The 21,991-nt window shown below is 64.2% G+C and carries 19 protein-coding genes and 2 pseudogenes; 18 read left to right on the forward strand and 3 right to left on the reverse strand.

Annotated features, from left to right (window positions below; genetic code table 11):
* Nucleotides 1–25 precede the first annotated feature (25 nt).
* The 4 genes from phaC (HU764_RS23810) (at nucleotide 26) to HU764_RS23825 (ending at nucleotide 4,992) form a co-directional block, all read left to right on the forward strand.
* Complete coding sequence (phaC, locus tag HU764_RS23810; RefSeq protein ID WP_186702427.1) at nucleotides 26–1,705, forward strand: class II poly(R)-hydroxyalkanoic acid synthase; 1,680 nt, start codon at nucleotides 26–28, stop codon at nucleotides 1,703–1,705.
* Between the two features lie 63 nt (nucleotides 1,706–1,768).
* Entirely contained in the window at nucleotides 1,769–2,620 is an 852-nt protein-coding gene (gene phaZ, locus HU764_RS23815) for a poly(3-hydroxyalkanoate) depolymerase (protein ID WP_099430640.1), read from the forward strand.
* 61 nt (nucleotides 2,621–2,681) lie between these two features.
* Nucleotides 2,682–4,364 (forward strand): class II poly(R)-hydroxyalkanoic acid synthase, encoded by a 1,683-nt coding sequence (phaC, locus tag HU764_RS23820; protein WP_186677235.1) that lies wholly within the window; start codon nucleotides 2,682–2,684, stop codon nucleotides 4,362–4,364.
* Between the two features lie 13 nt (nucleotides 4,365–4,377).
* The gene (locus tag HU764_RS23825) at nucleotides 4,378–4,992 is read left to right on the forward strand and encodes a TetR/AcrR family transcriptional regulator (RefSeq protein WP_027592421.1); all 615 of its coding nucleotides are present in this window, start codon (nucleotides 4,378–4,380) and stop codon (nucleotides 4,990–4,992) included.
* Between the two features lie 122 nt (nucleotides 4,993–5,114).
* On the opposite strand, the gene HU764_RS23830 is transcribed toward HU764_RS23825, so the two are convergent.
* Nucleotides 5,115–5,915, reverse strand: coding sequence for a phasin family protein (locus HU764_RS23830; RefSeq protein WP_186702428.1), 801 nt, complete (start codon nucleotides 5,913–5,915; stop codon nucleotides 5,115–5,117).
* Nucleotides 5,916–5,925: 10 nt separating this feature from the next.
* Complete coding sequence (locus tag HU764_RS23835) at nucleotides 5,926–6,345, reverse strand: phasin family protein (RefSeq protein WP_027592419.1); 420 nt, start codon at nucleotides 6,343–6,345, stop codon at nucleotides 5,926–5,928.
* A 188-nt stretch (nucleotides 6,346–6,533) separates the two neighbouring features.
* Here HU764_RS23835 and HU764_RS23840 point away from each other — a divergent pair, with 188 nt between their 5' ends.
* Entirely contained in the window at nucleotides 6,534–11,291 is a 4,758-nt protein-coding gene (locus HU764_RS23840; protein WP_186702429.1) for a dermonecrotic toxin domain-containing protein, read from the forward strand.
* Between the two features lie 28 nt (nucleotides 11,292–11,319).
* Here the strand turns inward: HU764_RS23840 and HU764_RS23845 are convergent, their stop codons facing one another.
* Nucleotides 11,320–11,595 (reverse strand): polyhydroxyalkanoic acid system family protein, encoded by a 276-nt coding sequence (locus tag HU764_RS23845; RefSeq protein ID WP_027592417.1) that lies wholly within the window; start codon nucleotides 11,593–11,595, stop codon nucleotides 11,320–11,322.
* Between the two features lie 124 nt (nucleotides 11,596–11,719).
* Between HU764_RS23845 and ubiE the strand changes: the two genes are divergently transcribed.
* The 13 genes and pseudogenes from ubiE to HU764_RS28230 all read left to right on the forward strand — a co-directional run bounded on the left by ubiE (nucleotide 11,720) and on the right by HU764_RS28230 (nucleotide 21,933).
* Entirely contained in the window at nucleotides 11,720–12,490 is a 771-nt protein-coding gene (gene ubiE, locus HU764_RS23850) for a bifunctional demethylmenaquinone methyltransferase/2-methoxy-6-polyprenyl-1,4-benzoquinol methylase UbiE (protein WP_012312396.1), read from the forward strand.
* On the forward strand, nucleotides 12,490–13,113 hold the full coding sequence (locus tag HU764_RS23855; RefSeq protein ID WP_099430645.1) for a ubiquinone biosynthesis accessory factor UbiJ: 624 nt from the start codon (nucleotides 12,490–12,492) through the stop codon (nucleotides 13,111–13,113). Before ubiE ends, HU764_RS23855 begins: the two co-directional genes overlap by 1 nt.
* Complete coding sequence (gene ubiB / locus HU764_RS23860; RefSeq protein WP_186677229.1) at nucleotides 13,110–14,729, forward strand: ubiquinone biosynthesis regulatory protein kinase UbiB; 1,620 nt, start codon at nucleotides 13,110–13,112, stop codon at nucleotides 14,727–14,729. Before HU764_RS23855 ends, ubiB begins: the two co-directional genes overlap by 4 nt.
* Nucleotides 14,730–14,801: 72 nt before the next feature.
* Nucleotides 14,802–15,194 carry a phosphoribosyl-AMP cyclohydrolase gene (gene hisI, locus HU764_RS23865; RefSeq protein ID WP_027592414.1) on the forward strand — a complete coding sequence of 131 codons (393 nt, stop codon included), beginning with the start codon at nucleotides 14,802–14,804 and terminating at the stop codon, nucleotides 15,192–15,194.
* A 1-nt stretch (nucleotide 15,195) separates the two neighbouring features.
* Nucleotides 15,196–15,531 carry a phosphoribosyl-ATP diphosphatase gene (locus HU764_RS23870; protein ID WP_027592413.1) on the forward strand — a complete coding sequence of 112 codons (336 nt, stop codon included), beginning with the start codon at nucleotides 15,196–15,198 and terminating at the stop codon, nucleotides 15,529–15,531.
* Between the two features lie 25 nt (nucleotides 15,532–15,556).
* Complete coding sequence (locus HU764_RS23875; protein WP_033693915.1) at nucleotides 15,557–15,829, forward strand: twin-arginine translocase TatA/TatE family subunit; 273 nt, start codon at nucleotides 15,557–15,559, stop codon at nucleotides 15,827–15,829.
* Nucleotides 15,830–15,832: 3 nt separating this feature from the next.
* Nucleotides 15,833–16,219 (forward strand): Sec-independent protein translocase protein TatB, encoded by a 387-nt coding sequence (gene tatB / locus HU764_RS23880; RefSeq protein ID WP_027592412.1) that lies wholly within the window; start codon nucleotides 15,833–15,835, stop codon nucleotides 16,217–16,219.
* Nucleotides 16,216–17,004 carry a twin-arginine translocase subunit TatC gene (gene tatC / locus HU764_RS23885; RefSeq protein ID WP_027592411.1) on the forward strand — a complete coding sequence of 263 codons (789 nt, stop codon included), beginning with the start codon at nucleotides 16,216–16,218 and terminating at the stop codon, nucleotides 17,002–17,004. Before tatB ends, tatC begins: the two co-directional genes overlap by 4 nt.
* Nucleotides 17,001–17,708, forward strand: coding sequence for a 16S rRNA (uracil(1498)-N(3))-methyltransferase (locus HU764_RS23890; protein ID WP_027592410.1), 708 nt, complete (start codon nucleotides 17,001–17,003; stop codon nucleotides 17,706–17,708). The genes tatC and HU764_RS23890 overlap by 4 nt, the downstream gene beginning before the upstream one ends.
* A 101-nt stretch (nucleotides 17,709–17,809) precedes the next feature.
* Nucleotides 17,810–18,871, forward strand: a pseudogene (locus HU764_RS28215) (methyl-accepting chemotaxis protein); the annotation flags it as partial.
* 141 nt (nucleotides 18,872–19,012) lie between these two features.
* The gene (locus HU764_RS28220) at nucleotides 19,013–19,726 is read left to right on the forward strand and encodes a methyl-accepting chemotaxis protein (RefSeq protein WP_412765961.1); all 714 of its coding nucleotides are present in this window, start codon (nucleotides 19,013–19,015) and stop codon (nucleotides 19,724–19,726) included.
* Nucleotides 19,727–19,989: 263 nt separating this feature from the next.
* Nucleotides 19,990–21,030: pseudogene (locus HU764_RS28225) on the forward strand (methyl-accepting chemotaxis protein); the annotation flags it as partial.
* Nucleotides 21,031–21,228: 198 nt separating this feature from the next.
* Entirely contained in the window at nucleotides 21,229–21,933 is a 705-nt protein-coding gene (locus HU764_RS28230; protein ID WP_412765962.1) for a methyl-accepting chemotaxis protein, read from the forward strand.
* Nucleotides 21,934–21,991 lie beyond the last annotated feature (58 nt).

Genomic DNA, 21,991 nt, shown 5'->3' on the forward strand with positions numbered 1-21,991 from the left:
GTCTCTGGACAACGGAGCGTCGCAGATGAGTAACAAGAACAACGATGAGTTGCAGCGGCAGGCCTCGGAGAACACCCTGGGGCTGAACCCGGTCATCGGCATCCGCCGCAAGGACCTGTTGAGCTCGGCACGCACCGTGCTGCGCCAGGCCGTGCGCCAACCTTTGCACAGCGCCAAGCACGTGGCGCACTTCGGCCTGGAGCTTAAGAACGTGCTGCTGGGCAAATCCAGCCTCGCCCCCGAAAGCGACGACCGCCGCTTCAACGACCCGGCCTGGAGCAACAACCCCCTTTACCGCCGCTACCTGCAAACCTACCTGGCCTGGCGCAAGGAGCTGCAGGAGTGGATCGGCAACAGCGAGCTGTCACCCCAGGACATCAGCCGCGGGCAGTTCGTCATCAACCTGATGACCGAGGCCATGGCGCCGACCAACACCTTGTCCAACCCGGCCGCGGTCAAGCGCTTCTTCGAAACCGGTGGCAAAAGCCTGCTCGATGGCCTGTCCAACCTGGCCAAGGACGTGGTCAACAACGGTGGCATGCCCAGCCAAGTGAACATGGACGCCTTCGAAGTGGGCAAGAACCTGGGCACCAGCGACGGCGCCGTGGTGTTCCGCAACGACGTGCTGGAGCTGATCCAGTACAGCCCCATCACCGAACAGGTGCACGCGCGGCCACTGCTGGTGGTGCCGCCGCAAATCAACAAGTTCTACGTATTCGACCTGAGCCCGGAAAAAAGCCTGGCGCGCTTCTGCCTGCGCGCACAACAGCAGACCTTCATCATCAGCTGGCGCAACCCGACCAAGGCCCAGCGCGAGTGGGGCCTGTCGACTTACATCGATGCGCTCAAGGAAGCGGTCGACGCCGTGCTGGCGATTACCGGCAGCAAAGACCTGAACATGCTCGGCGCCTGCTCCGGCGGCATCACCTGCACTGCCCTGGTGGGCCATTACGCCGCCTTGGGCGAAAAGAAGGTCAATGCCCTGACCCTGCTGGTCAGCGTGCTGGACACCACCATGGACACCCAGGTCGCGCTGTTCGTCGATGAACAGACCCTCGAAGCCGCCAAGCGCCACTCCTACCAGGCCGGCGTGCTCGAAGGCAGCGAGATGGCCAAGGTGTTCGCCTGGATGCGCCCCAATGACCTGATCTGGAACTACTGGGTCAACAACTACCTGCTCGGCAACGAGCCGCCGGTGTTCGACATCCTGTTCTGGAACAACGACACCACGCGCCTGCCGGCCGCCTTCCACGGCGACCTGATCGAGATGTTCAAAAGCAACCCACTGACCCGCCCCGGTGCACTGGAAGTGTGCGGCACGCCGATCGACCTGAAGCAGGTCACCTGCGACATCTACAGCCTGGCCGGCACCAACGACCACATCACCCCGTGGCCGTCCTGCTACCGTTCGGCGCACCTGTTTGGCGGCAAGATCGAGTTCGTGCTGTCCAACAGCGGCCACATCCAGAGCATCCTCAACCCACCGGGCAACCCCAAGGCGCGCTTCATGACCGGCGCCGATCGCCCGGGCGACCCCGTGGCCTGGCAGGAAAACGCGACCAAGCATGCCGACTCCTGGTGGCTGCACTGGCAAAACTGGCTGGGCGAACGTGCCGGCGACCTGAAAAAAGCGCCGACCCGGCTGGGCAACCGCGCCTATGCCGCTGGCGAGGCATCTCCGGGCACTTACGTTCACGAACGTTGAGTTGCAGCGCCGTGGCCACCTGCGGGTGGGCCACGGTGTTCACTTCACCACAGAGCCACGCGCATGCCGTCACCCTATATCTTCAGGACCGTCGAACTGGACAACCAGTCCATCCGCACTGCCGTGCGCCCGGGCAAGCCGCACCTGACGCCGCTGCTGATCTTCAACGGCATCGGCGCCAACCTGGAGCTGGTGTTTCCGTTCATCGAGGCGCTGGACCCGGACCTGGAAGTCATCGCCTTCGACGTACCGGGCGTAGGCGGCTCGTCGACGCCACGCCAGCCCTATCGCTTTCCGGGGCTGGCCAAGCTCACGGCACGCATGCTCGATTACCTCGACTACGGCCAGGTGAATGTGATCGGCGTGTCGTGGGGCGGCGCCCTGGCGCAGCAGTTTGCCCACGACTACCCCGAGCGCTGCAAGAAGCTGGTGCTGGCGGCCACGGCCGCCGGCGCGGTGATGGTGCCGGGCAAGCCCAAGGTGCTGTGGATGATGGCCAGCCCCCGGCGCTACATCCAGCCTTCGCATGTCATCCGCATCGCCCCGCTGATCTACGGCGGTGGCTTTCGCCGCGACCCAGACCTGGCCATGCGACACGCAGCCAAGGTGCGCTCCGGCGGCAAGCTGGGCTATTACTGGCAACTGTTCGCCGGGCTTGGCTGGACCAGCATTCATTGGCTGCACAAGATCCAGCAGCCCACCCTGGTACTGGCTGGCGACGACGACCCGTTGATCCCGCTGATCAACATGCGCCTGCTGGCCTGGCGAATTCCCAATGCCCAGCTACACATTATCGACGACGGCCATCTGTTTCTGATCACCCGGGCCGAGGCCGTCGCCCCGATCATCATGAAGTTCCTCCAGCAAGAGCGTCAGCGCGCGGTCATGCATCCGCGCCCGGCTTCGGGCGTGTAGGGGCGGGTTCGCCCGCGACGGGGCCAGCAGGCGCCAAGGGTCAAGACGAGGGAGTGTTGCCATGAAAGACAAACCGGCCAAAGGAACGCCAACGCTTCCCGCCACCAGCATGAACGTGCAAAACGCCATCCTCGGCCTGCGCGGTCGCGACCTGATTTCCACGTTGCGCAGTGTCGGCCGTCATGGCTTGCGCAACCCACTGCATACCGCCCGCCACCTGCTGGCCCTGAGTGGCCAGCTGGGCCGCGTGATGCTCGGCGACACCCCTTACCAGCCGAGCCCGCGAGACACCCGCTTCAGCGACCCCACCTGGAGCCAGAACCCGTTCTACCGGCGCGGCCTGCAAGCCTACCTGGCCTGGCAGAAGCAGACCCGCCTGTGGATCGATGAAAGCCACCTGGACCACGATGACCGCGCCCGCGCGCAGTTTCTGTTCACGCTGATCAACGATGCCCTGGCGCCCAGCAATTCGCTGCTCAACCCACTGGCCGTGAAGGAGCTGCTCAACACCGGCGGGCAAAGCCTGGTGCGTGGCGTGGCGCACTTGCTTGACGACTTGCGCCACAACGATGGCTTGCCTCGCCAGGTGGACGAACGCGCCTTCGAAGTGGGTGGCAACGTCGCGGCAACCCCCGGCGCCGTGGTGTTTCGCAACGAACTGCTGGAGCTGATCCAGTACCAGCCGATGAGCGAAAAACAGCACGCCCGCCCACTGCTGGTGGTGCCGCCGCAGATCAACAAGTTCTATATCTTCGACCTCAGCTCGACCAACAGTTTTGTCCAGTACATGCTCAAGAACGGCCTGCAGGTGTTCATGGTCAGTTGGCGCAACCCCGACCCACGGCACCGCGAGTGGGGGCTGTCGAGCTACGTTCAGGCCCTGGAAGAGGCGCTTAACGCCTGCCGCAGCATCAGTGGCAACCGCGACCCCAACCTGATGGGCGCCTGCGCTGGCGGCCTGACCATGGCAGCGCTGCAAGGCCACCTGCAAGCCAAGCACCAGTTGCGCCGAGTGCGCAGCGCCACGTACCTGGTCAGCCTGCTGGACAGCAAGTTCGAAAGCCCCGCCAGCCTGTTCGCCGACGAGCAGACGATCGAGGCGGCCAAGCGCCGCTCGTACCAGCGCGGTGTGCTGGACGGCGCCGAGGTGGCGCGGATCTTCGCCTGGATGCGGCCCAACGACTTGATCTGGAACTACTGGGTCAACAACTACCTGCTCGGCAAGACCCCGCCCGCCTTCGACATCCTCTACTGGAACGCCGACAGCACACGCCTGCCGGCGGCGCTGCATGGCGACCTGCTGGACTTCTTCAAGCACAACCCGCTGACCCACCCGGCAGGCCTTGAGGTGTGTGGCACGCCCATCGACCTAAAGCAGGTCGACCTCGACAGTTTCACCGTGGCCGGCAGCAACGACCACATCACCCCGTGGGATGCCGTGTACCGCTCAGCCATGCTGCTAGGCGGCGACCGACGCTTCGTGCTGGCCAACAGCGGGCATATCCAGAGCATCATCAACCCACCTGGCAACCCCAAGGCCTACTACCTGGCCAACCCGAAGCTGTCCAGCGACCCGCGTGCCTGGTTCCACGACGCGCAACGCAGCGAAGGCAGTTGGTGGCCATTGTGGCTGGAGTGGGTCACCCCGCGCTCCGGCCCGCTGAAAGCGCCACGCACCACGCTTGGCAATACCACATATCCGCCGCTGGGCCCTGCGCCAGGCACCTATGTCCTGACCCGATGAGCACACCGCCCGGATGAAGACCCGCGACCGTATCCTTGAATGCGCCCTGCAACTGTTCAACCAGCAAGGCGAACCGAATGTCTCGACCTTGGAGATCGCCAACGAACTGGGCATCAGCCCTGGCAACCTGTACTACCACTTCCATGGCAAGGAACCTGTGGTGCTGGGGCTTTTCGAGCGTTTCGAAGAGGCGCTGATGCCGCTGCTCGATCCACCGCTTGAAGTGCGCCTGGAGGCCGAGGACTACTGGTTGTTCCTGCACTTGATCGTCGAGCGCATGGCCCAGTACCGCTTCCTGTTCCAGGACCTGTCCAACCTGACCGGGCGCCTGCCGAAGCTGGCCCGCGGCATGCGCAGCCTGATCAACGCACTGAAGCGAACCCTTGCCGCGTTACTGGCCAGCCTCAAGGGCCAGGGGCAAGTGGTGAGCGAAACCCAGGCGCTGGGGCAGTTGGTGGAGCAGATCACCCTGACACTGATGTTCTCGCTGGATTATCAGCGCGTGCTGGGGCGGGAGGGGGATGTGGGGATCGTGGTGTACCAGGTGATGATGCTGGTGGCGCCGCACCTGCAGGCCCAGGCCCGGGCGGCGGCGGAGCAGTTGGCGGTGCGGTATCTGGAGGGGTAGTGCCGCATCGGCGGTGCCCTCTTCGCGGGGCAAGCCCGCTCCCACAGAGACCCAGCTCAGGGTTTGCAAGCTGAGCTGAATCTGTGGGAGCGGGCTTGCCCCGCGAAGAAGGCGACGCGGGACTAGATCAGGGTCCCGGTGCCGGTCGCTGCCGACGGTGTGCTGCTGGCCGGGGCCGCGCTTGGCGCTGGCGCTGCAGCTGTAGCAGTCGGAGCCGGTGCCGCACTGGCCGCAGGTGCTGCCGGTTTGGCGGCGGCCGGTTTGGCCGGGGCCTTCTTCACTGCCGGTTTCTTCGCCGCTGCAGGCTTGGCCGCAACAGGCTTGGCAGCGGGTTTGGCAGCAGGTTTGGCCGCAGGCTTGGCAGCAGCGGTTTTCGCAGCAGGTTTAGCCGCTGGTTTTGCCGCAGCCGCTTTGGCCGCCGGCTTGGCTGCTGCGGTTTTCGCAGCAGGTTTGGCAGGCGCCTTGGCCAGTGGTTTGGCAGCGGCCTTGCTCGCTGCCGCCTTCGAGATCGGCGTGACCGAGGCACCGGTCAGTTTCTCGATCTGCTTGGTCAGGCTGTCCACTTGCTGGTGCAGCGCCTTGATCTCATTGCGGCTTGGTACGCCCAGGCGCGAAATGGCGCTGTTCAGGCGCTTGTCGAAGGCTTCTTCAAGCTCGCTCCACTTGCCCAGCGCGCGATCTTTCACGCCGGACACGCGCGACGTGGTCGAAGCCTTGGCGCTATCAGCCACGTCTTCGGCGGTCTTCTTCGCCTGCTTCTCGGCCTTCTCGCCGTCCTTCACCAGCGTATCGAACAGCTTCGGGCCGTCCTGGTCGATCTTCGAATAGATCCCCAGGCCCGCCAGCCAGATCTTGCGGGAGTACTTCTCGATCCCGCCGACCCAGGAGCTGCTTTCTTTGTCGGAATTCTTCTTGCCAGCCATCCTGCTCTCCTTATGGTTTGTGCGCGACGCGCTCAAGCAGCTCGTGCAGCTGTTCAAGCTTGATGGACAACGCCTCAACGTCATGTTTAGACGGAATGCCAAGGCGATTCAAGGCGCGACCAACCCGTGCGTCGAAAGCTTTTTCGATCTTGTCGAGTTGAACTTCGACCTTGCCGCGTACGCGGCTGACTTCCTGGGTCGCTTCATCCAGCTGGTTATTGGCCGCATCGAGCTCTTTGTCGATGCGCTTCTTGCCACGTTTTTCAACGCCTTCGCCGGCTTTGACCAGCTCGTTGAAATACTCGGAACCTTCCTGGCCGACGCGGGCATAGGCGCCGATACCTGCCAGCCAGATCTTGCGCGCATAACCGCGCACTTCGCCCAGGGTGCCTGGGGCATCGTCCTTTTTCTTCACATTCACTTTGGCCATGCTCTGTACCTCATGCTCATGAGTGGAGAGGAACTGCCCATGGAGGTTGGGCTTGAGCATAAGGTAGGGAAGAAAATTAGAAACCTCACCCTAAGCTCACGCGGCATAAGGGGGCCAAACATGTACCGCCGCCGCCGCAGGCATCGGCGCTAGCGTGCGAGCATTCCCGCCACCGGAGCTCACACCTCATGCCTGCGTCCCCGCCCCTGCAACCCACCACGTTCAAGCAACGGGTAGCCAGCCAATTCGCCCAACGCCCCACGCTGCGCGAGGTGGTTGCCAAGGCCGGCTTGACGATCCTGGCCAACCGCTACCCCTGGATCACCCGCAACCACCCGCAGTTGCAGTCCCTCGAGCCCTTCACGCTCATCCACAGCGCAGGCAAGCAACCGGCACAGGTCTCCCTGGTAAACACCCTGCTCGACCATTTTTTGACGGGCAAAGGCATGGCCCTCACGCGCACAGACGTGCTCAGCATTGCGCCGCCCCTGCCCTTTCTGCCGCAGGCAGCAGGTGTCGGCCCAAACGCCCAGCCCGAAGTCAGCCTGAACATGGCCAACCTCAACCGCGACTTCGATGAACTGTTAGCGGCCCTGACCGAAGCCTTTCAGCAAGCGCAGATTGGTTTCTGGGCTGCAAGCGACGCCACATCGGGCCTATCCCATGTGCACAGGTTGGCGCAGACCTTGAAGGCCGCCCTGCTGCTAGGCGTGGAACGGCAGGGCTTGTCCGAACCGGTGAAAGCCGTGCTGTATGGCGTGGTCAACGGCACTGCCAGCGCCCTGGCGATCAACCGGCTGCAGGTCACCCTCGATGAGCATCCACCCCAGGCCTTACCGGACCTGTTGATCATCGCCGAGGCTGGGATGGTGCTGTGGTGCAAACCTTCAGGCACGGTGCGCAGCTACGTTGACCTTGCGGCCTTCGCCGAGGCCCTTCGCGACGCACTGGCGCAGCAGTATCAATTCGACACGCTGCGCTGGGCACAGCAACCGCTGAACACAGACCCGTTCGCTTTCCAGTCCACTGAACTACTCAATGGCATCCTCGACAGGGTCGGCCGCCTGCGGTTGTCCACGCTCACCAGCGTCCCCGCGCTTGAGGAGGCCTTCAGCACGTTGAGCGACCCTTCGTCCCATTTCCTCGACCTGCCCCTGCCAAGTACCGAGCAGCCACTGCTAAGCCTGCCCACCTGGCTGAACCAAGCAGACAGCACCGGCCACCTGCTGTACGCCGAAGCCCTGCTGGAGCTCGCCGCCAGCCAGGCCCACGCCCAGGGCAGGACGTCCCTCGATGCGATAGAACCCCTGGGCCGCTATGCCGCTCGCCGGCTGCGCGAACAGATGCACGCGGACTTCCCAGCCGAAACACCACAGGACCCCGACCAGCTGCTCGTGCAGATCTCGGTGGTGGTACCGCTGTCGTCGTCCGGCCCCGCGCAATTGAATTACCTGAAAAGCATGACCCTGACGGAACTGGCCATTGCACGCCTGCACACGGGCAGCGACGAAGTGGCGTCCGGCCTGCTCGACACCCACGCACGGCCTCTGGGCAGCTGGCTGAACCTGGATTACGTCAACCGCTTGATCTCGACCGTGGATGTCGGCGGGCGTTACCCCGCTTATGTTGCCCACCAACTGCAAGACGCCACGCTCAAGGCCAGCCGCCTCCAGCGCCATGCCACGGAATGGCGCAGCACCCTGCAGTTCGCCGCGCTCAGGGCCAGGATCGAAACCAAGCTCAGCGCACAGGCCTGCCAGGCAATCGTCGATTTCTGCCGTGCCAATCACGCGTCACCTGATGCGCTCAGCATTTCACCGCTGGCGTTTCTGCCTGCACCGGGTGCCTCTGAAGGCAACACGGTGCATGGCATGTTCCTGATCAAGGTAAAGGCCAACCAGCGCTGGGTCCTGTATCGCCCCCTGTTCGCGGATGACGCCGTGGCGGAGTTTGCCAGCCTGGACAGTTTGATGGCGCAGATACGGGCTGATCAGGCGTTGCAGCAACAGCTGCTGGCCTGGATGGATGACGACGCCAGGGGCATCTACCAGCACGGCGGATTCGAACGTCCGCACCTGCATAGCCGCCTGTCGGTCCTGGCGCACTTGATTGGCACGCAGTCGGCGTTGGTAGACACGCTAGTGGAACGCCTCAGGGTCCCTGTTACAGCCGTTCACACACCTTGGCTGGACGATTTGGACAACCACCTCTACAACGCACGCATTCGGACAATGCTACTGCTGGCCTCCCGGCAGAGCCGCTCGAATGCGCAACAGCGCTGGGCCTTGATCGTGCAGGGCGGCTGGGTTCTGTTCAACACGGTCACGCCCCTGCTGCGTGGCCCTGCGGCCATGCTGGCCTGGCTGGTCGCCGCCGTGGCAACGCTCAAGGATGACCTGCCCGCCCTGTCCGATGGCAGCGCAGAGGAAAAGGCCTTGGCAGCGGCAGATGTGCTGACCAACCTGGCCCTGTTGTTGATGCAGGGCCCCACAGCCCCAACGCATGCGGGGGTCAGCTCGGCAGCGGTGGACGCCATGGCCCTGGAGGGCCCCGCCCGCAGAGCACCCTCCACGCCGGTAACCGTTGAGGCACCCAAGACAGCGGACTGGGTCGAGCCCCACCAGGCGCAACGCCCCGGCCACGTCAGTGTGAGCCGTTGGCACAACAGCCAGCGGGTGGGCAATTTGCCCTCCCACGCCCGCCAGCGCCTGGGCGAACTGCGCGCAGGCGTTTCCCTGCAAGGCCATGCGGCTGAAACACAAGGCCGCCTGCGCGGGCTGTACAAGGTGCAAGAGCGGCTCTACGTGAACCTGCAGGACGTGGCCTACGAGGTGCAGGAAACCTGGGGCGGAATCCAGATCATCGGCCCGGACACCAGCCAAGGCGAATGGCACACACGTTGGGGCGGCGCGCCCGACGGCTATTACATCGTCGGACGCGAACGCAGTAAAGGCCCTTGGCTGCGGCGCTGGAATGACGAATGGGTCCTGGACTTGCACTTGGCCGGCGGCATGCCAAGAACCCGCGAAGCCGTCACCGCGCAGAATCGCCAGCACTACGATGCACTGCAAACGACCGGTCAAGCCAACCAGGACAAACTGACCCAGCTCGAGCCCTTCATGGAGCGCAACCGCATCGAGCTTGAAGCCTTTGACGACGAGGCGGCTGCGTTCAGCCTGGCGTTCAAAGCGTTGCCCAACCCCGACGTCAAGGCACTTCCGCCGGCGCTCCGGGTGCAGCGCCAGGCAGTGCTGGAAATGCGCAGGCAGCACCTACCGCAGATCGCCGCGGGGTCGCTGTACCTCGAAAAGCAGGCCAGCTTGCTGCATGCCAACGCCGACCTCTACCGGCAGATGCTCGAGCCTCGCTACCTGAAGTACGACCTTTCGGGCGCCACTGCACGCCGGCTCAGCAACTGGACAGAAGCCGCCATCGACAATGACATGCTGCTGGTGCGGCGCCTGCTCGAACTGGTCGACCACGAACACTTGCAGGAGCAATCAGTGGGCTTGCGTGGGGTGCCAGACAGTGACGAGCAGAGGGGCCGACACGCCGTATTTCGCGAATCGACCCGAGACGCACTGAAGGTCAGCCGCCGCCTGCTCGTGGTCAGCGAGCGACTGGATAAAACGCTTTCCGACGTGCTCAGCGATGCCCGAATCGCCTACCCAGACAAGAAAGCCAAGATCGAACGCGCCATCAAGCTGCGCCCTTACTCGTCGTTGATCGTCCGCGCACAGATTGTCAGCGACCTGGCTTACCTGACACTGGACAAGACCCTGCTCACTGCCGAAGCGGCCATTGACTTGCTGCCCTTGCAAAACAGCCTGAGCGACACGGACCTGTCAGCAGCGCTGTGGAGCCACGATGGCGTTGCCTCTGCCAACCTGCCTGCCGACCAACAAGCGGAGGTGCTGGGCAACGCCCTGCGCGTTTACCGGGCCGTCATCGGCAGGGCCAGGTACATGCAATCGTTCACCGCACCCGCCGTGGACACCACGATGCTGCAGGCCTACATCGAGGCGATGACGGGCCTGGAACGCCTGGCAGAAACCGACTTGAGCACCGCCTTGATGAATGCCGAGCAGGGCTCATCGTCCCCTGCGCGACAGCTGACCCACCGCGTCAGGGCCGGCAAACGCACCCTGATCCGAACCTCCCGAGGACGCGCGGTGCTGGTCGAACGTGACCAGGAAGGCGATCATGCCGTTCAGCGCAACCCGGCCACCGAGCAACCTGGGGGCGCCTATGAGCGGCGCAATGGCCAATGGTTCGAAGTCCCAGGCGAGGAGCGCCCCGCCGCGCAAGACACCGCACAGCTGCGCAGTCGCGCGCAACACCTGCTGGCGCACGTGAATGACCGGGTCGCGCTGGCAGCGCGCTACGCGAACGAGCCGAACAGCCTGGCCGACCTCATGGATTGGCAGATCGAGGACATGCGCAAGGTCGAGCAGCACGTAAGCGCTGCCGATGACAGGGCGTCCGAAGGCCTGGCGAGTCAACTGCGCGATGCCATCGCCTCGCTGAACACCGAAAAACGCCGACTGCTCACCGACGCCTACCTCAACACCCGCCACCCGGACAGCAGTGCGTTACGTTACCTGTATCAGCAACAGCGGATAGAGATCGCCCTGAGCACATCGCGTAAGCCGCTGCGCACTGCCAACGACTACCTGGACGTCTACCAGATCAAGGACGTGCAGGTGCCCAATGCGGTGCTGTGGGAGGCTCACTTCCACTACCGCAGCGCCGACGCGGCGCCCCGCACCTTCGTCAAAGGCCACCTGAAGCACTGGGAGCCGCGCCCCGCGCGTGCCAGCAGGGCCGAAAAGGCGCGCGAGGTCAGGCTTGAGCACGCCCATACAGCGGCTGAACGGATCGACATCTACCGCGGCGACCTGCGCCTGGACCAGATAGAGGGCATCATCCCCTTTCCGGCCCACTGACGGGCCGGTCAACAGCACAGCCCTGGTGTCAGGCCAGGGCTTTGTCCAGCGCCCGCTCGATCTCGCTCTTGATGCTAGCGCCCATGATCGACAGCATCATGCCGAGCTTAAGCTCGACGCGGATGGTGTCTTCGCCAATCTGCACGCTGCCGTTGGCGCCGCTGCGCGCGACGTCGACGCGGTCGCCGTTCCAGGTGGCCTTGAGGTCATATTCGCGGCTGAGCTTTTCTACCAGCGCCTCGGCCTTGGCGCGGGCAGCCTCGCGGCCGAGGGAATGTTTGCGTTCGACGCTGATCTGGGTCATGCGGGTGATCCTGGGTATGAAGACATAATCAGCATTATGCCCGCCCCTGCCCCCTGGCACACCCCGCCAAGACAAATCCGCCCATTCGCCCTAGAATGGCGGTAATTTTTTCCGGTGAAGCGATATGAACGACCAGCGCAAAGGCGAACACGCCGAACCCACCACCCATTTTGGCTACCAGGACGTCCCGGAGAGCCAAAAGGCGAAGAAAGTCGCCGAGGTGTTCCACTCCGTGGCCGCCAAGTACGACCTGATGAACGACGTGCTTTCCGGCGGCATGCACCGCCTGTGGAAGCGCTTCACCATCGAGCTGTCGGGCGTGCGCAGCGGCAACCGCGTGCTGGACATCGCCGGCGGTACCGGTGACCTGGCCGCCAAGTTCTCGCGCCTTGTAGGCCCGACCGGGCAAGTAGTGCTCGCCGACATCAACGATTCGATGCTCAAGGTCGGCCGTGACCGCCTGCTCGACCGTGGCGTGGCCGGCAACATCGAGTTCGTCCAGGCCGACGCCGAGAAGCTGCCGTTCCCGGACAACCACTTCGACTGCGTGACCATCGCCTTCGGCCTGCGCAACGTCACCCACAAAGACGAAGCCATTCGCTCGATGCTGCGCGTGCTCAAGCCCGGCGGCCGCCTGTTGATCCTGGAATTCTCCAAGCCGACCAACAAGCTGATGTCCAAGGCCTATGACGCCTACTCGTTCGCCTTCATGCCACTGGCCGGCAAGCTGATCACCAACGACTCGGAAAGCTACCGCTACCTGGCCGAATCGATCCGCATGCACCCCGACCAGGAAACCCTCAAGGCCATGATGGTCGACGCCGGCTTCGACCGCGTCACCTACCACAACATGACCAGCGGTATCGTCGCCGTGCACCGGGGAATCAAGCCCTGATGCTGCTGGCCGGGCTGCTCGCCAGCGTCGAACATGGCCTGAACCGCGTCCTGCGCATGGACAGCACGGCGCTGCCGCGGCTGGCCGCGCTCGAAGGCAAGGTCATCGAGATCGATTGCCGTCAGCCGGCCCTGCAGGTGTTCATCCTGCCCGATGAAGACGGCCTGATGCTGGCCGCGCACTGGGAGGGCGAGGTCGACTGTAGCCTGCGCGCCCCTGCCGGCAGCCTGGCGCAACTGGCCCTGGCCAAGGACAAGACCGCCGTGCTGCACAGCCCGCAGGTCGAGCTGCATGGCGATAGCGCTGTGTTGCTCGACCTGTTCGGCGTGCTGCAAGACCTTGAACTGGACTGGGAGCACGAGCTGCAGCGCTGGCTCGGCCCGGTGGCCACAGCGTTGCTGGCCGGCCACCTCCGCCTGCGCGCGCGCTGGACCCGCCAGGGCCTGACGCGCTTCAGCCAGAACCTCTCCGAGTACCTGGCCGAAGAGTCGCGCACCCTGGTCGGCAAACGCGAAGCCGAAGCCGCCTTCAGCGAGCTCGATACCCTGAAGGTCGATATAGAACGCCTCGAGGCGCGCCTGCAGCGCCTCTCCCGATCCCTTGATACCAGCGATAACGCATGAAGCTGCTCGCCGTCCGCCGTCTCTTTCGCATCCAGCGTGTGGTGATCCGCTACCGTCTCGATGACCTGTTGTTCGACCTGCCCCTGCCCTGGTGGCTGATGAGCCTGCGCCTGCTGATGCCTTGGCGCTGGCTGCCGCGCAAGCCCTCCGCGCTCAGCCGCGGTGCGCGTCTGCGCCTGGCGCTGCAGGACCTGGGGCCGATTTTCATCAAGTTCGGCCAGCTGTTGTCCACGCGCCGCGACCTGCTGCCCACCGACATCGCCGACGAATTGATGGGGCTGCAAGACCGCGTGCCGCCGTTCGACCCGAAACAGGCCGTTGCATTGATCGAAGAACAGCTCGGCGCCAAGGTCGGCGAGCTGTTCAGCCGCTTCGACGTCGAGCCACTGGCCTCGGCCTCGGTGGCCCAGGTACACGCCGCCCGCCTGAAAAGCGGCGAAGAAGTCGTGGTCAAGGTGGTCCGCCCGGGCCTCAAGCCGGTCATCGCTCAAGACCTGGCCTGGTTGTTCCTGATCGCCAAGGGCGCCGAGCGGGTGTCTGCCGACGCCCGCCGCCTGCACCCGGTGGAGGTGGTCAACGATTACGAAAAGACCATCTACGACGAACTCGACCTGCTTCGCGAGGCGGCCAACGCCAGCCAGCTGCGGCGCAACTTCGAAGCCTCCGAGCTGATGTACGTGCCCCAGGTGTACTGGGACCTGTGCCGGCCCAAGGTGCTGGTGATGGAGCGTATCTACGGCGTGCCGGTCACCGACATGGCGACCCTGGCCGACCAGCGCACCGACATGAAGCTGCTGGCCGAACGGGGTGTGGAGGTGTTCTTCACCCAGGTGTTCCGCGACAGCTTCTTCCATGCCGACATGCACCCCGGCAACATCTTCGTCAGCACGGTCAAGCCGTGGAGCCCGCAGTACATCGCCATCGACTGCGGCATCGTCGGCAGCCTCACGTCGGAAGACCAGGACTACCTGGCGCGCAACCTGTTTGCCTTCTTCAAGCGTGACTACCGCCGCGTTGCGCAACTGCACATCGATTCGGGTTGGGTGCCGGCGCACACCAAGGTCAACGAATTCGAGGCGGCGATCCGTACGGTGTGCGAGCCGATCTTCGAAAAACCGTTGAAAGATATTTCCTTCGGCCAGGTGCTGATGCGCCTGTTCCAGACCGCCCGGCGCTTCAACATGGAAGTCCAGCCTCAGCTGGTGCTGTTGCAGAAGACCTTGCTCAACATCGAAGGCCTGGGCCGTCAGCTCTACCCGGACCTGGACCTGTGGAGCACCGCCAAGCCGTTCCTGGAACGCTGGATGCGCGAGCGCTACAGCCCCAAGGCCATGGTCGGCAACCTGTACAGCCAGGCCGAGCAGCTGCCGCACCTGGCCGGCATGACCCGCGACCTGCTTGAGCGCCTGTCGCAACCGCACCTGCACGACCCGCAGTTGCCCGAGCGCCGCCGCCAAGGTGACCGCTGGGCGCTGCGCCTGCTGGGCGCAGGTTTGCTCGGGGGGGGCGCGGTGCTGGCCGCAGGCGCCGCCGAGGCCGCCAGCCTGGCCGCCCCGGCCGCTTGGCCAGCCTGGCTGATGCTGGCCGCCGGCCTTTACCTGATCGTGCGCCAATAGCCAGCCGGCCCGCTGGCTGGCACACTAGCGCAAAGGGCCCGGCACAGGAGCGGGCCCGTTTTGGAGTGGACGATGAAAGACTGGCTGGACGAGATCAAGTGGAACAGCGACGGCCTGGTACCGGCCATTGCCCAGGACCACAAGACCGGACGCGTGCTGATGATGGCCTGGATGAACCGCGAGTCCCTGGCCCTGACCGCCGCCGAGCAACGCGCCATCTACTGGTCGCGCTCGCGTGGCAAGCTGTGGCGCAAGGGCGAGGAATCTGGCCATGTGCAAAAACTGCACGAAATGCGCCTGGACTGTGATGCCGACGTGATCATCCTGATGGTCGAGCAACTGGGCCATATCGCCTGCCATACCGGCCGCGAAAGCTGCTTCTACCGCGTCTTCGAAGACGGCCAGTGGAAAACCGTCGACCCGGTCCTGAAGGACCCGGACGCCATTTATAGCGCAGGACACTGACATGAGCGACACCCTCAACCGCCTGGCCGACGTGCTGGAACAACGCAAGCACGCGGCACCCGACAGCTCCTACGTGGCAAGCCTGCATCACAAGGGCTTGAACAAGATCCTCGAAAAGCTCGGCGAAGAGTCCATCGAAACGATCATCGCCGCCAAGGACGCCGCTGTCAGCAAGGATTACAGCGATGTCATCTATGAAACCGCCGACCTGTGGTTTCATAGCTTGGTCATGCTCAGCGCGTTGGGGCAACACCCACAGGCCGTGCTCGATGAACTGGAGCGCCGTTTCGGGCTTTCCGGGCATGACGAGAAGGCTGCGCGTCAACCTTCCGCCTGACTGTATAGAATTCTAGGAGAGCAACATGGGTATCTTTGACTGGAAACATTGGATTGTCCTGCTGGTCGTCGTCGTTTTGGTGTTCGGCACCAAGAAGCTGAAAAACTTCGGCAGCGACCTCGGCGAGTCGATCAAAGGCTTCCGCAAGGCCATGAACGACGAAGAAAACAAGCCGGCCGAGCAGACCCCGCCGCCTGCCCAGCCCGTGCCACCGGTGCAGAACACTGCACAACAGCCCCAGGGCCACACCATTGAAGGCCAGGCCCAACCGGTCCAAGAGCCGCAGCGGAAAGACTGACCCATGTTCGGCATCAGTTTCAGTGAGTTGCTGCTGGTAGGCCTTGTCGCCTTGCTGGTGCTCGGCCCCGAGCGCCTGCCGGGCGCCGCCCGCACGGCAGGGCTGTGGATCGGCCGCCTCAAGCGCAGCTTCAACAGCATCAAGATGGAAGTCGAGCGCGAGATCGGTGCCGACGATATCCGTCGCCAGCTGCACAACGAGCACATCCTGCAAATGGAAGAGCAAGCCCGGCGCATCCTCAACCCCCAGACGCCGCCGGTGCAGCCCCCTGTCACCACGGCCACGGTGCAGCCGCCCGCTGGGCTCGAAGCCACGCCAGACGCTACGCCGGCCGCCCCGACAGCGCCGGCCGCCCCCTCTGAACCGCCACAACCGCCGCGAGCCCCATGAGCGAAAATCCGGAACACGACCAGCCCATGCCGCTGGTCTCGCACCTGACTGAACTGCGCACCCGCCTGTTGCGCTGTGTCGCCGTCATCTTCCTGATATTTGCCGGGTTGTTCTCCTTCGCCCAGCAGATCTACACCCTGGTGTCCGCGCCGCTGCGCGACCACCTGCCGGCCAATGCAACGATGATCGCCACCGACGTGGCATCGCCGTTCCTCACGCCGTTCAAGCTGACCATGATCGTTTCGCTGTTCCTGGCGATCCCGTTCATCCTTCAGCAGATCTGGGGCTTTATCGCACCTGGCCTGTATCGCCACGAAAAACGCATTGCCATACCCCTGCTGGTGTCGAGCATCTTCCTGTTCTACGCCGGCATGGCCTTCGCCTATTTCCTGGTGTTCCCGCTGATTTTCGGCTTCTTCGCCAGCGCCACGCCCGAGGGTGTGTCGATGATGACCGACATCGCCAGCTACCTCGACTTCGTCATGACCCTGTTCTTCGCCTTTGGCGTCGCCTTCGAGATCCCGGTCGCCGTGGTGCTGCTGGTGTGGATCGGCGTGGTCGACGTGAAGTACCTGAAGAAGGTTCGCCCCTACGTGATCATCGGCTGCTTCGTGGTCGGCATGGTCCTGACCCCGCCAGACATCTTCTCGCAGACCCTGCTGGCCGTGCCCATGTGGCTGTTGTTTGAGGTCGGCGTGCTGTGTGGCAGCCTGATCCGCAAGCGCGGCGCGCACGATGAAGCGGCCAACGATCACAACGACCAGCCGCCAGCGACGCAACCGTGAACCTGCTGCTACTTGAAGAAGCCGATTTCATCGCGGCCGACCGCGTGGTGCTGGCCGACCGGCGTTTCACCCACATGCAGGAGATCCACAAGGTCGCGGTGGGCGATAGCCTGCGCGTCGGCCAGGTCAACGGCTTGATGGGCCGCGCCACCGTGGTGCGCCTGGAAGGCCATGAGGCAGAACTGCACGTCGGCTTCGACCAGCCACCGCCCGCCAAGCTACCGCTGACCCTGGTGCTGGCCGTGCCGCGGCCAAAAATGCTGCGCCGGCTGTTCCAGACCATTGCCACGCTGGGTGTACCGCGCCTGATTCTGGTGAACAGCTACAAGGTCGAGAAGAGCTTCTGGCAAACGCCGTTCCTCAACCCCGACAGCATTCGTGAAAACCTCATCCTGGGCCTGGAGCAGGCACGCGACACCGTGCTGCCCGAGGTGATCATCGAGAAGCGCTTCAAGCCCTTCGTCGAAGACCGCCTGCCCGCCATTGCCGAAGGCACGCTGGGCCTGGTGGGCCACCCGGGCCCCTACCCCGCCTGCCCGCGCGCCGTCGAACAAACGGTCACCCTGGCCATTGGCCCCGAGGGCGGCTGGATCCCCTACGAGGTCGAGCTGCTGGGCAAGGCTGGCCTGGCACCGGTGCAACTGGGCGAGCGCATCCTGCGCGTAGAGACTGCCGTGACCGCGCTGCTGTCGCGCATTTTCTGACGCATCAGTCAGTCTTTTCCCCCATCAAGTTTCTCTCTCCCGGGCCGATGCCTTGGCAACACAATAATTATCCGTGCTGCCAAGTTACCGGAGAGTCGAACATGTACCGATGGTTAGCCCACTCGCTGGGGAATGTAAGCGTCAATCGCAAGCTAGGGCTAGGCTTTGGCCTGGTATTGCTCCTGACCCTGGCCATTACCCTGACCGGCTGGCACGGCCTGGACAGCGTCATCGACCGCGGTGACAAGCTGGGCAATATTTCGGTGATCCAGCAGTACACCCAGGAACTGCGCATCGCCCGCCAGCATTACCAGCGCAACCGCGATGACGCCGCCGTCGCCGAGCTGGAAAAGGCCCTGGCCAACCTCGATCGCCAAGTGACGTTGATGCTGGGCCAGATCGACCACCCCGCCGACCGTCAGCGCCTCGAACAACAACGCGAGGCGGTGCGCATTTACCAGCAAGCGTTCAACGACCTGAAGCAGGCCGGCCAGCGCCGCGAGGCCAGCCGTAGTGTGCTCGGCGACAGTGCCGACAAGGCCGTCGAGCTGGTCGCCCGCGTGCAGCGGGGCCTGCTGAAAGGGGGCGACATCGCGCAATACCAGTATGCGGTCGAGGTAAGTGCGCTGCTGCAACAGGCGCGCTTCCAGGTCCGCGGTTACACCTACAGCGGCAACGCCAAGTTCCAACAGACCGCACTGAAGGCCATCGACGCAGCCCTGGCCGAACTCAAGGCACTGCCCGCCAAGGTGCCGGCAGAGCATGCCGCCAGCCTTGACGATGCCGCCACCGCCATGGCCGGCTACCGTGATGCGGTCAACCAGTTCAGCAACGCGCAGACGGCCAGCGAGCAAGCGCTGCAACACATGGCTGACCAAGGCACGGTGTTGCTGCAAGCCAGCCAGGCGATGACCACGTCGCAAACCGCAGTGCGCGACGCTGGCGCCACCCAGGCCAAAACCTTACTCGCCGCCGCCACCGCCTTGGCCTTAGTCCTGGGCCTGCTGGCGGCCTGGGCGATTACCCGGCAGATCATCATCCCGCTGCGCCAGACCCTCAGCGCTGCCGAGCGCGTGGCCAATGGCGACCTAAGCCATGACCTGCAGGTGCAGCGCCGCGACGAGCTGGGCCAACTGCAGGCCAGCATGCAGCGCATGACCCAAGGCTTGCGCGAACTGATCGGCGGCATCGGCGACGGCGTCACGCAAATCGCCAGCGCTGCCGAAGAGCTGTCGGCGGTCACCGAGCAGACCAGCGCCGGGGTCAACAACCAGAAGGTCGAGACCGACCAGGTGGCGACGGCCATGAACCAGATGACCGCCACCGTGCACGAGGTGGCGCGTAGCGCCGAGCAGGCCTCGGAAGCGGCTCTGATGGCCGACCAGCAGGCCCGCGAGGGCGACCGGGTGGTGGGTGAAGCGGTGGCGCAGATCGAACGCCTGGCCTGCGAAGTGGCCAACTCCAGCGAAGCGATGAACCAGCTCAAGGCCGAGAGCGACAAGATCGGCAGCGTCCTTGATGTGATCAAGTCGGTGGCCCAGCAGACCAACCTGCTGGCCCTTAACGCGGCAATCGAAGCGGCACGCGCAGGTGAAGCCGGGCGGGGCTTCGCCGTGGTGGCGGACGAAGTGCGCAGCCTGGCCCAGCGCACGCAACAGTCGACCGAAGAAATCGAAGAGTTGATCGCCGGCCTGCAAAGCGGCACCCAGCGCGTGGCCAGCGTGATGGACAACAGCCGCCAGCTGACCGACAGCAGCGTCGAACTGACCCGCCGCGCGGGCGGCTCGCTGGAGACCATCACCCGGACGGTATCGTCGATCCAGGCGATGAACCAGCAAATAGCCACAGCGGCAGAGGAACAGACGGCCGTGGCCGAGGAGATCAACCGCAGCGTGATGAATGTGCGGGACATCTCTGACCAGACGTCGGCGGCCAGTGAAGAGACGGCCAGTTCCAGTGTCGAGTTGGCGCGGTTGGGTACGCACCTCCAGGGGTTGGTCGGACGGTTCCGGCTCTGATCAGCGATTTTCGGCGCGTGTGCCGGCCTCTTCGCGGGTAAACCCGCTCCCACAGGTACAGCGCTACCCTCAAAGCCAGCGCAAAGCCTGTGGGAGCGGGTTCACCCGCGAAGAGGCCGCCACAGGCAGAGCCTTCCTACCAGTTACAGCGAAATTTCCTACCTGATTTTCAGGTCAAGTCCTACACCTCCGCTGCCGATGGGCAGGAGTGTCATGCCGGCATTGTGCCCGCACGACCTCTCTCAAATGGACGGAGACTCACCATGCTCGGTTACCTTAACCGCAGGCTCGGCAACATCGGTGTCGGCGCTAAGCTCGCCCTCGGCTTCGCCGTGGTCTTGCTGCTTACCCTGGCCACCACCCTCAGCGGTTGGCGCGCGCTGGATGGCGCCATCAGCCGTTCGGAACAACTCAGCGAAATCGGCCTGATCAACGACCTGGTCAAAGACCTCCGCGCAGAGCGCATCACCTACCGCGTGCTCAGTGATGACGCCAGCAGGTCGCGTATCGTGCGCATCCTCGATCAGCTGGAAGGCATGTTGGCTACCCTGCAGCAGCGCAGCAATGTCGATGACTCACGCCAGATGCTCACCCAGAAACTGCAGTTGCTGCAGCGTGTGCGCGACGACTTCGCTGAACTGCAACGCCTGGTCGGCCAGCGCCAAGCGCGGCGCGACGCGATGCAGGCACAAGAACAGAAGCTCAACGACGTCATTGATGAGCTGCAGACCCAAGCCTTGCTGAAGATGCCCGACGATAACCGGCAAAGCGGCCTATTGGGCCTGATGGACACCCTTAGCCGTCACGTCGACGTTGCCAACCAGCAGAGCCTGGTGCCGGCCTATACCTTCTCGCCCGTCGAGGACTTCGCCAAGGTCGGTGACGCTGCCTTGAATGCCGCCGACAGCAGCCTGGGGCAGTTGCTCAAGGACCTTGCGCCCTTGGGCCTGTCGCGCACATTGACCGAACAACCCGGCACCGAACTGGCCAACTACCGCGCCAGCCTGGACCAGTACCGCAGCGTCGCCATACGGGTCGAGCAGTTGCAAGGCAATATGGAAAAGATGGGCGATGAACTCAGCGCCGTCAGCGTGGAGCTGGGCGAGCGCAAAGTCGAACAACGCGACAGCGAGGCCCTGGCCGCCCGCTCGTTGCTGACCAGCGTGGCCGTACTGGCGCTGCTGGTCGGCGTGCTCGCCGCCTGGCTGATCACCTTGCAGATCACCCAACCGCTGCGCCAGACGCTGACCTTGGCCGCCCGTATCGCCAAGGGCGACCTGAGCCAAGTCGAGCCGGTACTGCGCCGCGACGAGATGGGCCAGTTGCAGTCCAGCATGCGCGACATGACCTTGAGCCTGCGCGAGCTGATCGGCGGCATCGACCAGGGCGTCGGCCACCTGTCGCAGGCGGCCTCACAGCTGGCGGCCAGCAGCGAAGACACCAAGCTGCGCATCAGCCAGCAACGCGAAGAAACCGACCAGGTCGCCACCGCCATGAACCAGATGAGCGCGACGGTGCAGGAAGTCGCGCAAAATGCCGAGCAGGCCTCCATGGCCGCGACCAACGCCGACCAGCAGGCGCAGATGGGCGACCAGGTGGTGGCCGAAGCCATCGGCCGCATCGAGCAACTGGCCGGGCAGATGGACCATTGCCTGGCGGCCATGCAGCACCTGGCGGGCGAGAGCCAACGCATTGGCAGCATCCTCGATGTGATCAAGTCGGTGTCCGAACAGACCAACCTGCTTGCCTTGAACGCGGCGATCGAAGCCGCACGGGCCGGTGAAGCCGGGCGTGGCTTTGCCGTGGTGGCCGATGAGGTGCGGGGTTTGGCCCAGCGTACCTCGACGGCAACCGAGGAGATCGGGCAGCTGATCGACAGCCTGCACAGCGGTACTGACGAAGTGAACCGTTTACTGGACAGCAGCAAGAGCCTGACCGAGCAGAGCGTGGAGCTGAGCCGCAAGGCCGGGCATGCGCTGGGGCAGATCACCGACACGGTGTCGAGTATCCAGGGCATGAACCAGCAGATTGCCACGGCCAGTGAAGAGCAAAGCGTGGTGGCCGAGCAAATCAACCGCAGTGTGCTGAATGTGCGCGATGTGTCGGACCAGACCAGCGCGGCCAGCGAACAGACGGCGGCGTCAAGCGGGGAGCTGGAGCAGTTGGGGCGGCAGTTGCGGGGGATGGTGGGGCGGTTCAGCCTTTAAAACTGCTTGTGTTCATGCGCCTCCCTGTAGGAGCAGCCTTGTGCTGCGAAGAGGCCGG

This window comes from Pseudomonas kermanshahensis (assembly GCF_014269205.2).
GTDB classification, from domain to species: domain Bacteria; phylum Pseudomonadota; class Gammaproteobacteria; order Pseudomonadales; family Pseudomonadaceae; genus Aquipseudomonas; species Aquipseudomonas kermanshahensis.

Coding starts and splice junctions, on each gene's coding strand:
- HU764_RS23845 (WP_027592417.1), bottom strand. CDS start 11,595: ATGACCCAGATCAGCGTCGAACGCAAACATTCCCTCGGCCGCGAGGCT.
- HU764_RS23825 (WP_027592421.1), top strand. CDS start 4,378: ATGAAGACCCGCGACCGTATCCTTGAATGCGCCCTGCAACTGTTCAAC.
- HU764_RS23875 (WP_033693915.1), top strand. CDS start 15,557: ATGGGTATCTTTGACTGGAAACATTGGATTGTCCTGCTGGTCGTCGTC.
- phaC (WP_186702427.1), top strand. CDS start 26: ATGAGTAACAAGAACAACGATGAGTTGCAGCGGCAGGCCTCGGAGAAC.
- ubiE (WP_012312396.1), top strand. CDS start 11,720: ATGAACGACCAGCGCAAAGGCGAACACGCCGAACCCACCACCCATTTT.
- tatB (WP_027592412.1), top strand. CDS start 15,833: ATGTTCGGCATCAGTTTCAGTGAGTTGCTGCTGGTAGGCCTTGTCGCC.
- HU764_RS23835 (WP_027592419.1), bottom strand. CDS start 6,345: ATGGCCAAAGTGAATGTGAAGAAAAAGGACGATGCCCCAGGCACCCTG.
- phaZ (WP_099430640.1), top strand. CDS start 1,769: ATGCCGTCACCCTATATCTTCAGGACCGTCGAACTGGACAACCAGTCC.
- HU764_RS28230 (WP_412765962.1), top strand. CDS start 21,229: ATGAGCGCGACGGTGCAGGAAGTCGCGCAAAATGCCGAGCAGGCCTCC.
- HU764_RS28220 (WP_412765961.1), top strand. CDS start 19,013: ATGAACCAGATGACCGCCACCGTGCACGAGGTGGCGCGTAGCGCCGAG.
- HU764_RS23840 (WP_186702429.1), top strand. CDS start 6,534: ATGCCTGCGTCCCCGCCCCTGCAACCCACCACGTTCAAGCAACGGGTA.
- HU764_RS23855 (WP_099430645.1), top strand. CDS start 12,490: ATGCTGCTGGCCGGGCTGCTCGCCAGCGTCGAACATGGCCTGAACCGC.
- phaC (WP_186677235.1), top strand. CDS start 2,682: ATGAAAGACAAACCGGCCAAAGGAACGCCAACGCTTCCCGCCACCAGC.
- HU764_RS23830 (WP_186702428.1), bottom strand. CDS start 5,915: ATGGCTGGCAAGAAGAATTCCGACAAAGAAAGCAGCTCCTGGGTCGGC.
- ubiB (WP_186677229.1), top strand. CDS start 13,110: ATGAAGCTGCTCGCCGTCCGCCGTCTCTTTCGCATCCAGCGTGTGGTG.
- tatC (WP_027592411.1), top strand. CDS start 16,216: ATGAGCGAAAATCCGGAACACGACCAGCCCATGCCGCTGGTCTCGCAC.
- hisI (WP_027592414.1), top strand. CDS start 14,802: ATGAAAGACTGGCTGGACGAGATCAAGTGGAACAGCGACGGCCTGGTA.
- HU764_RS23870 (WP_027592413.1), top strand. CDS start 15,196: ATGAGCGACACCCTCAACCGCCTGGCCGACGTGCTGGAACAACGCAAG.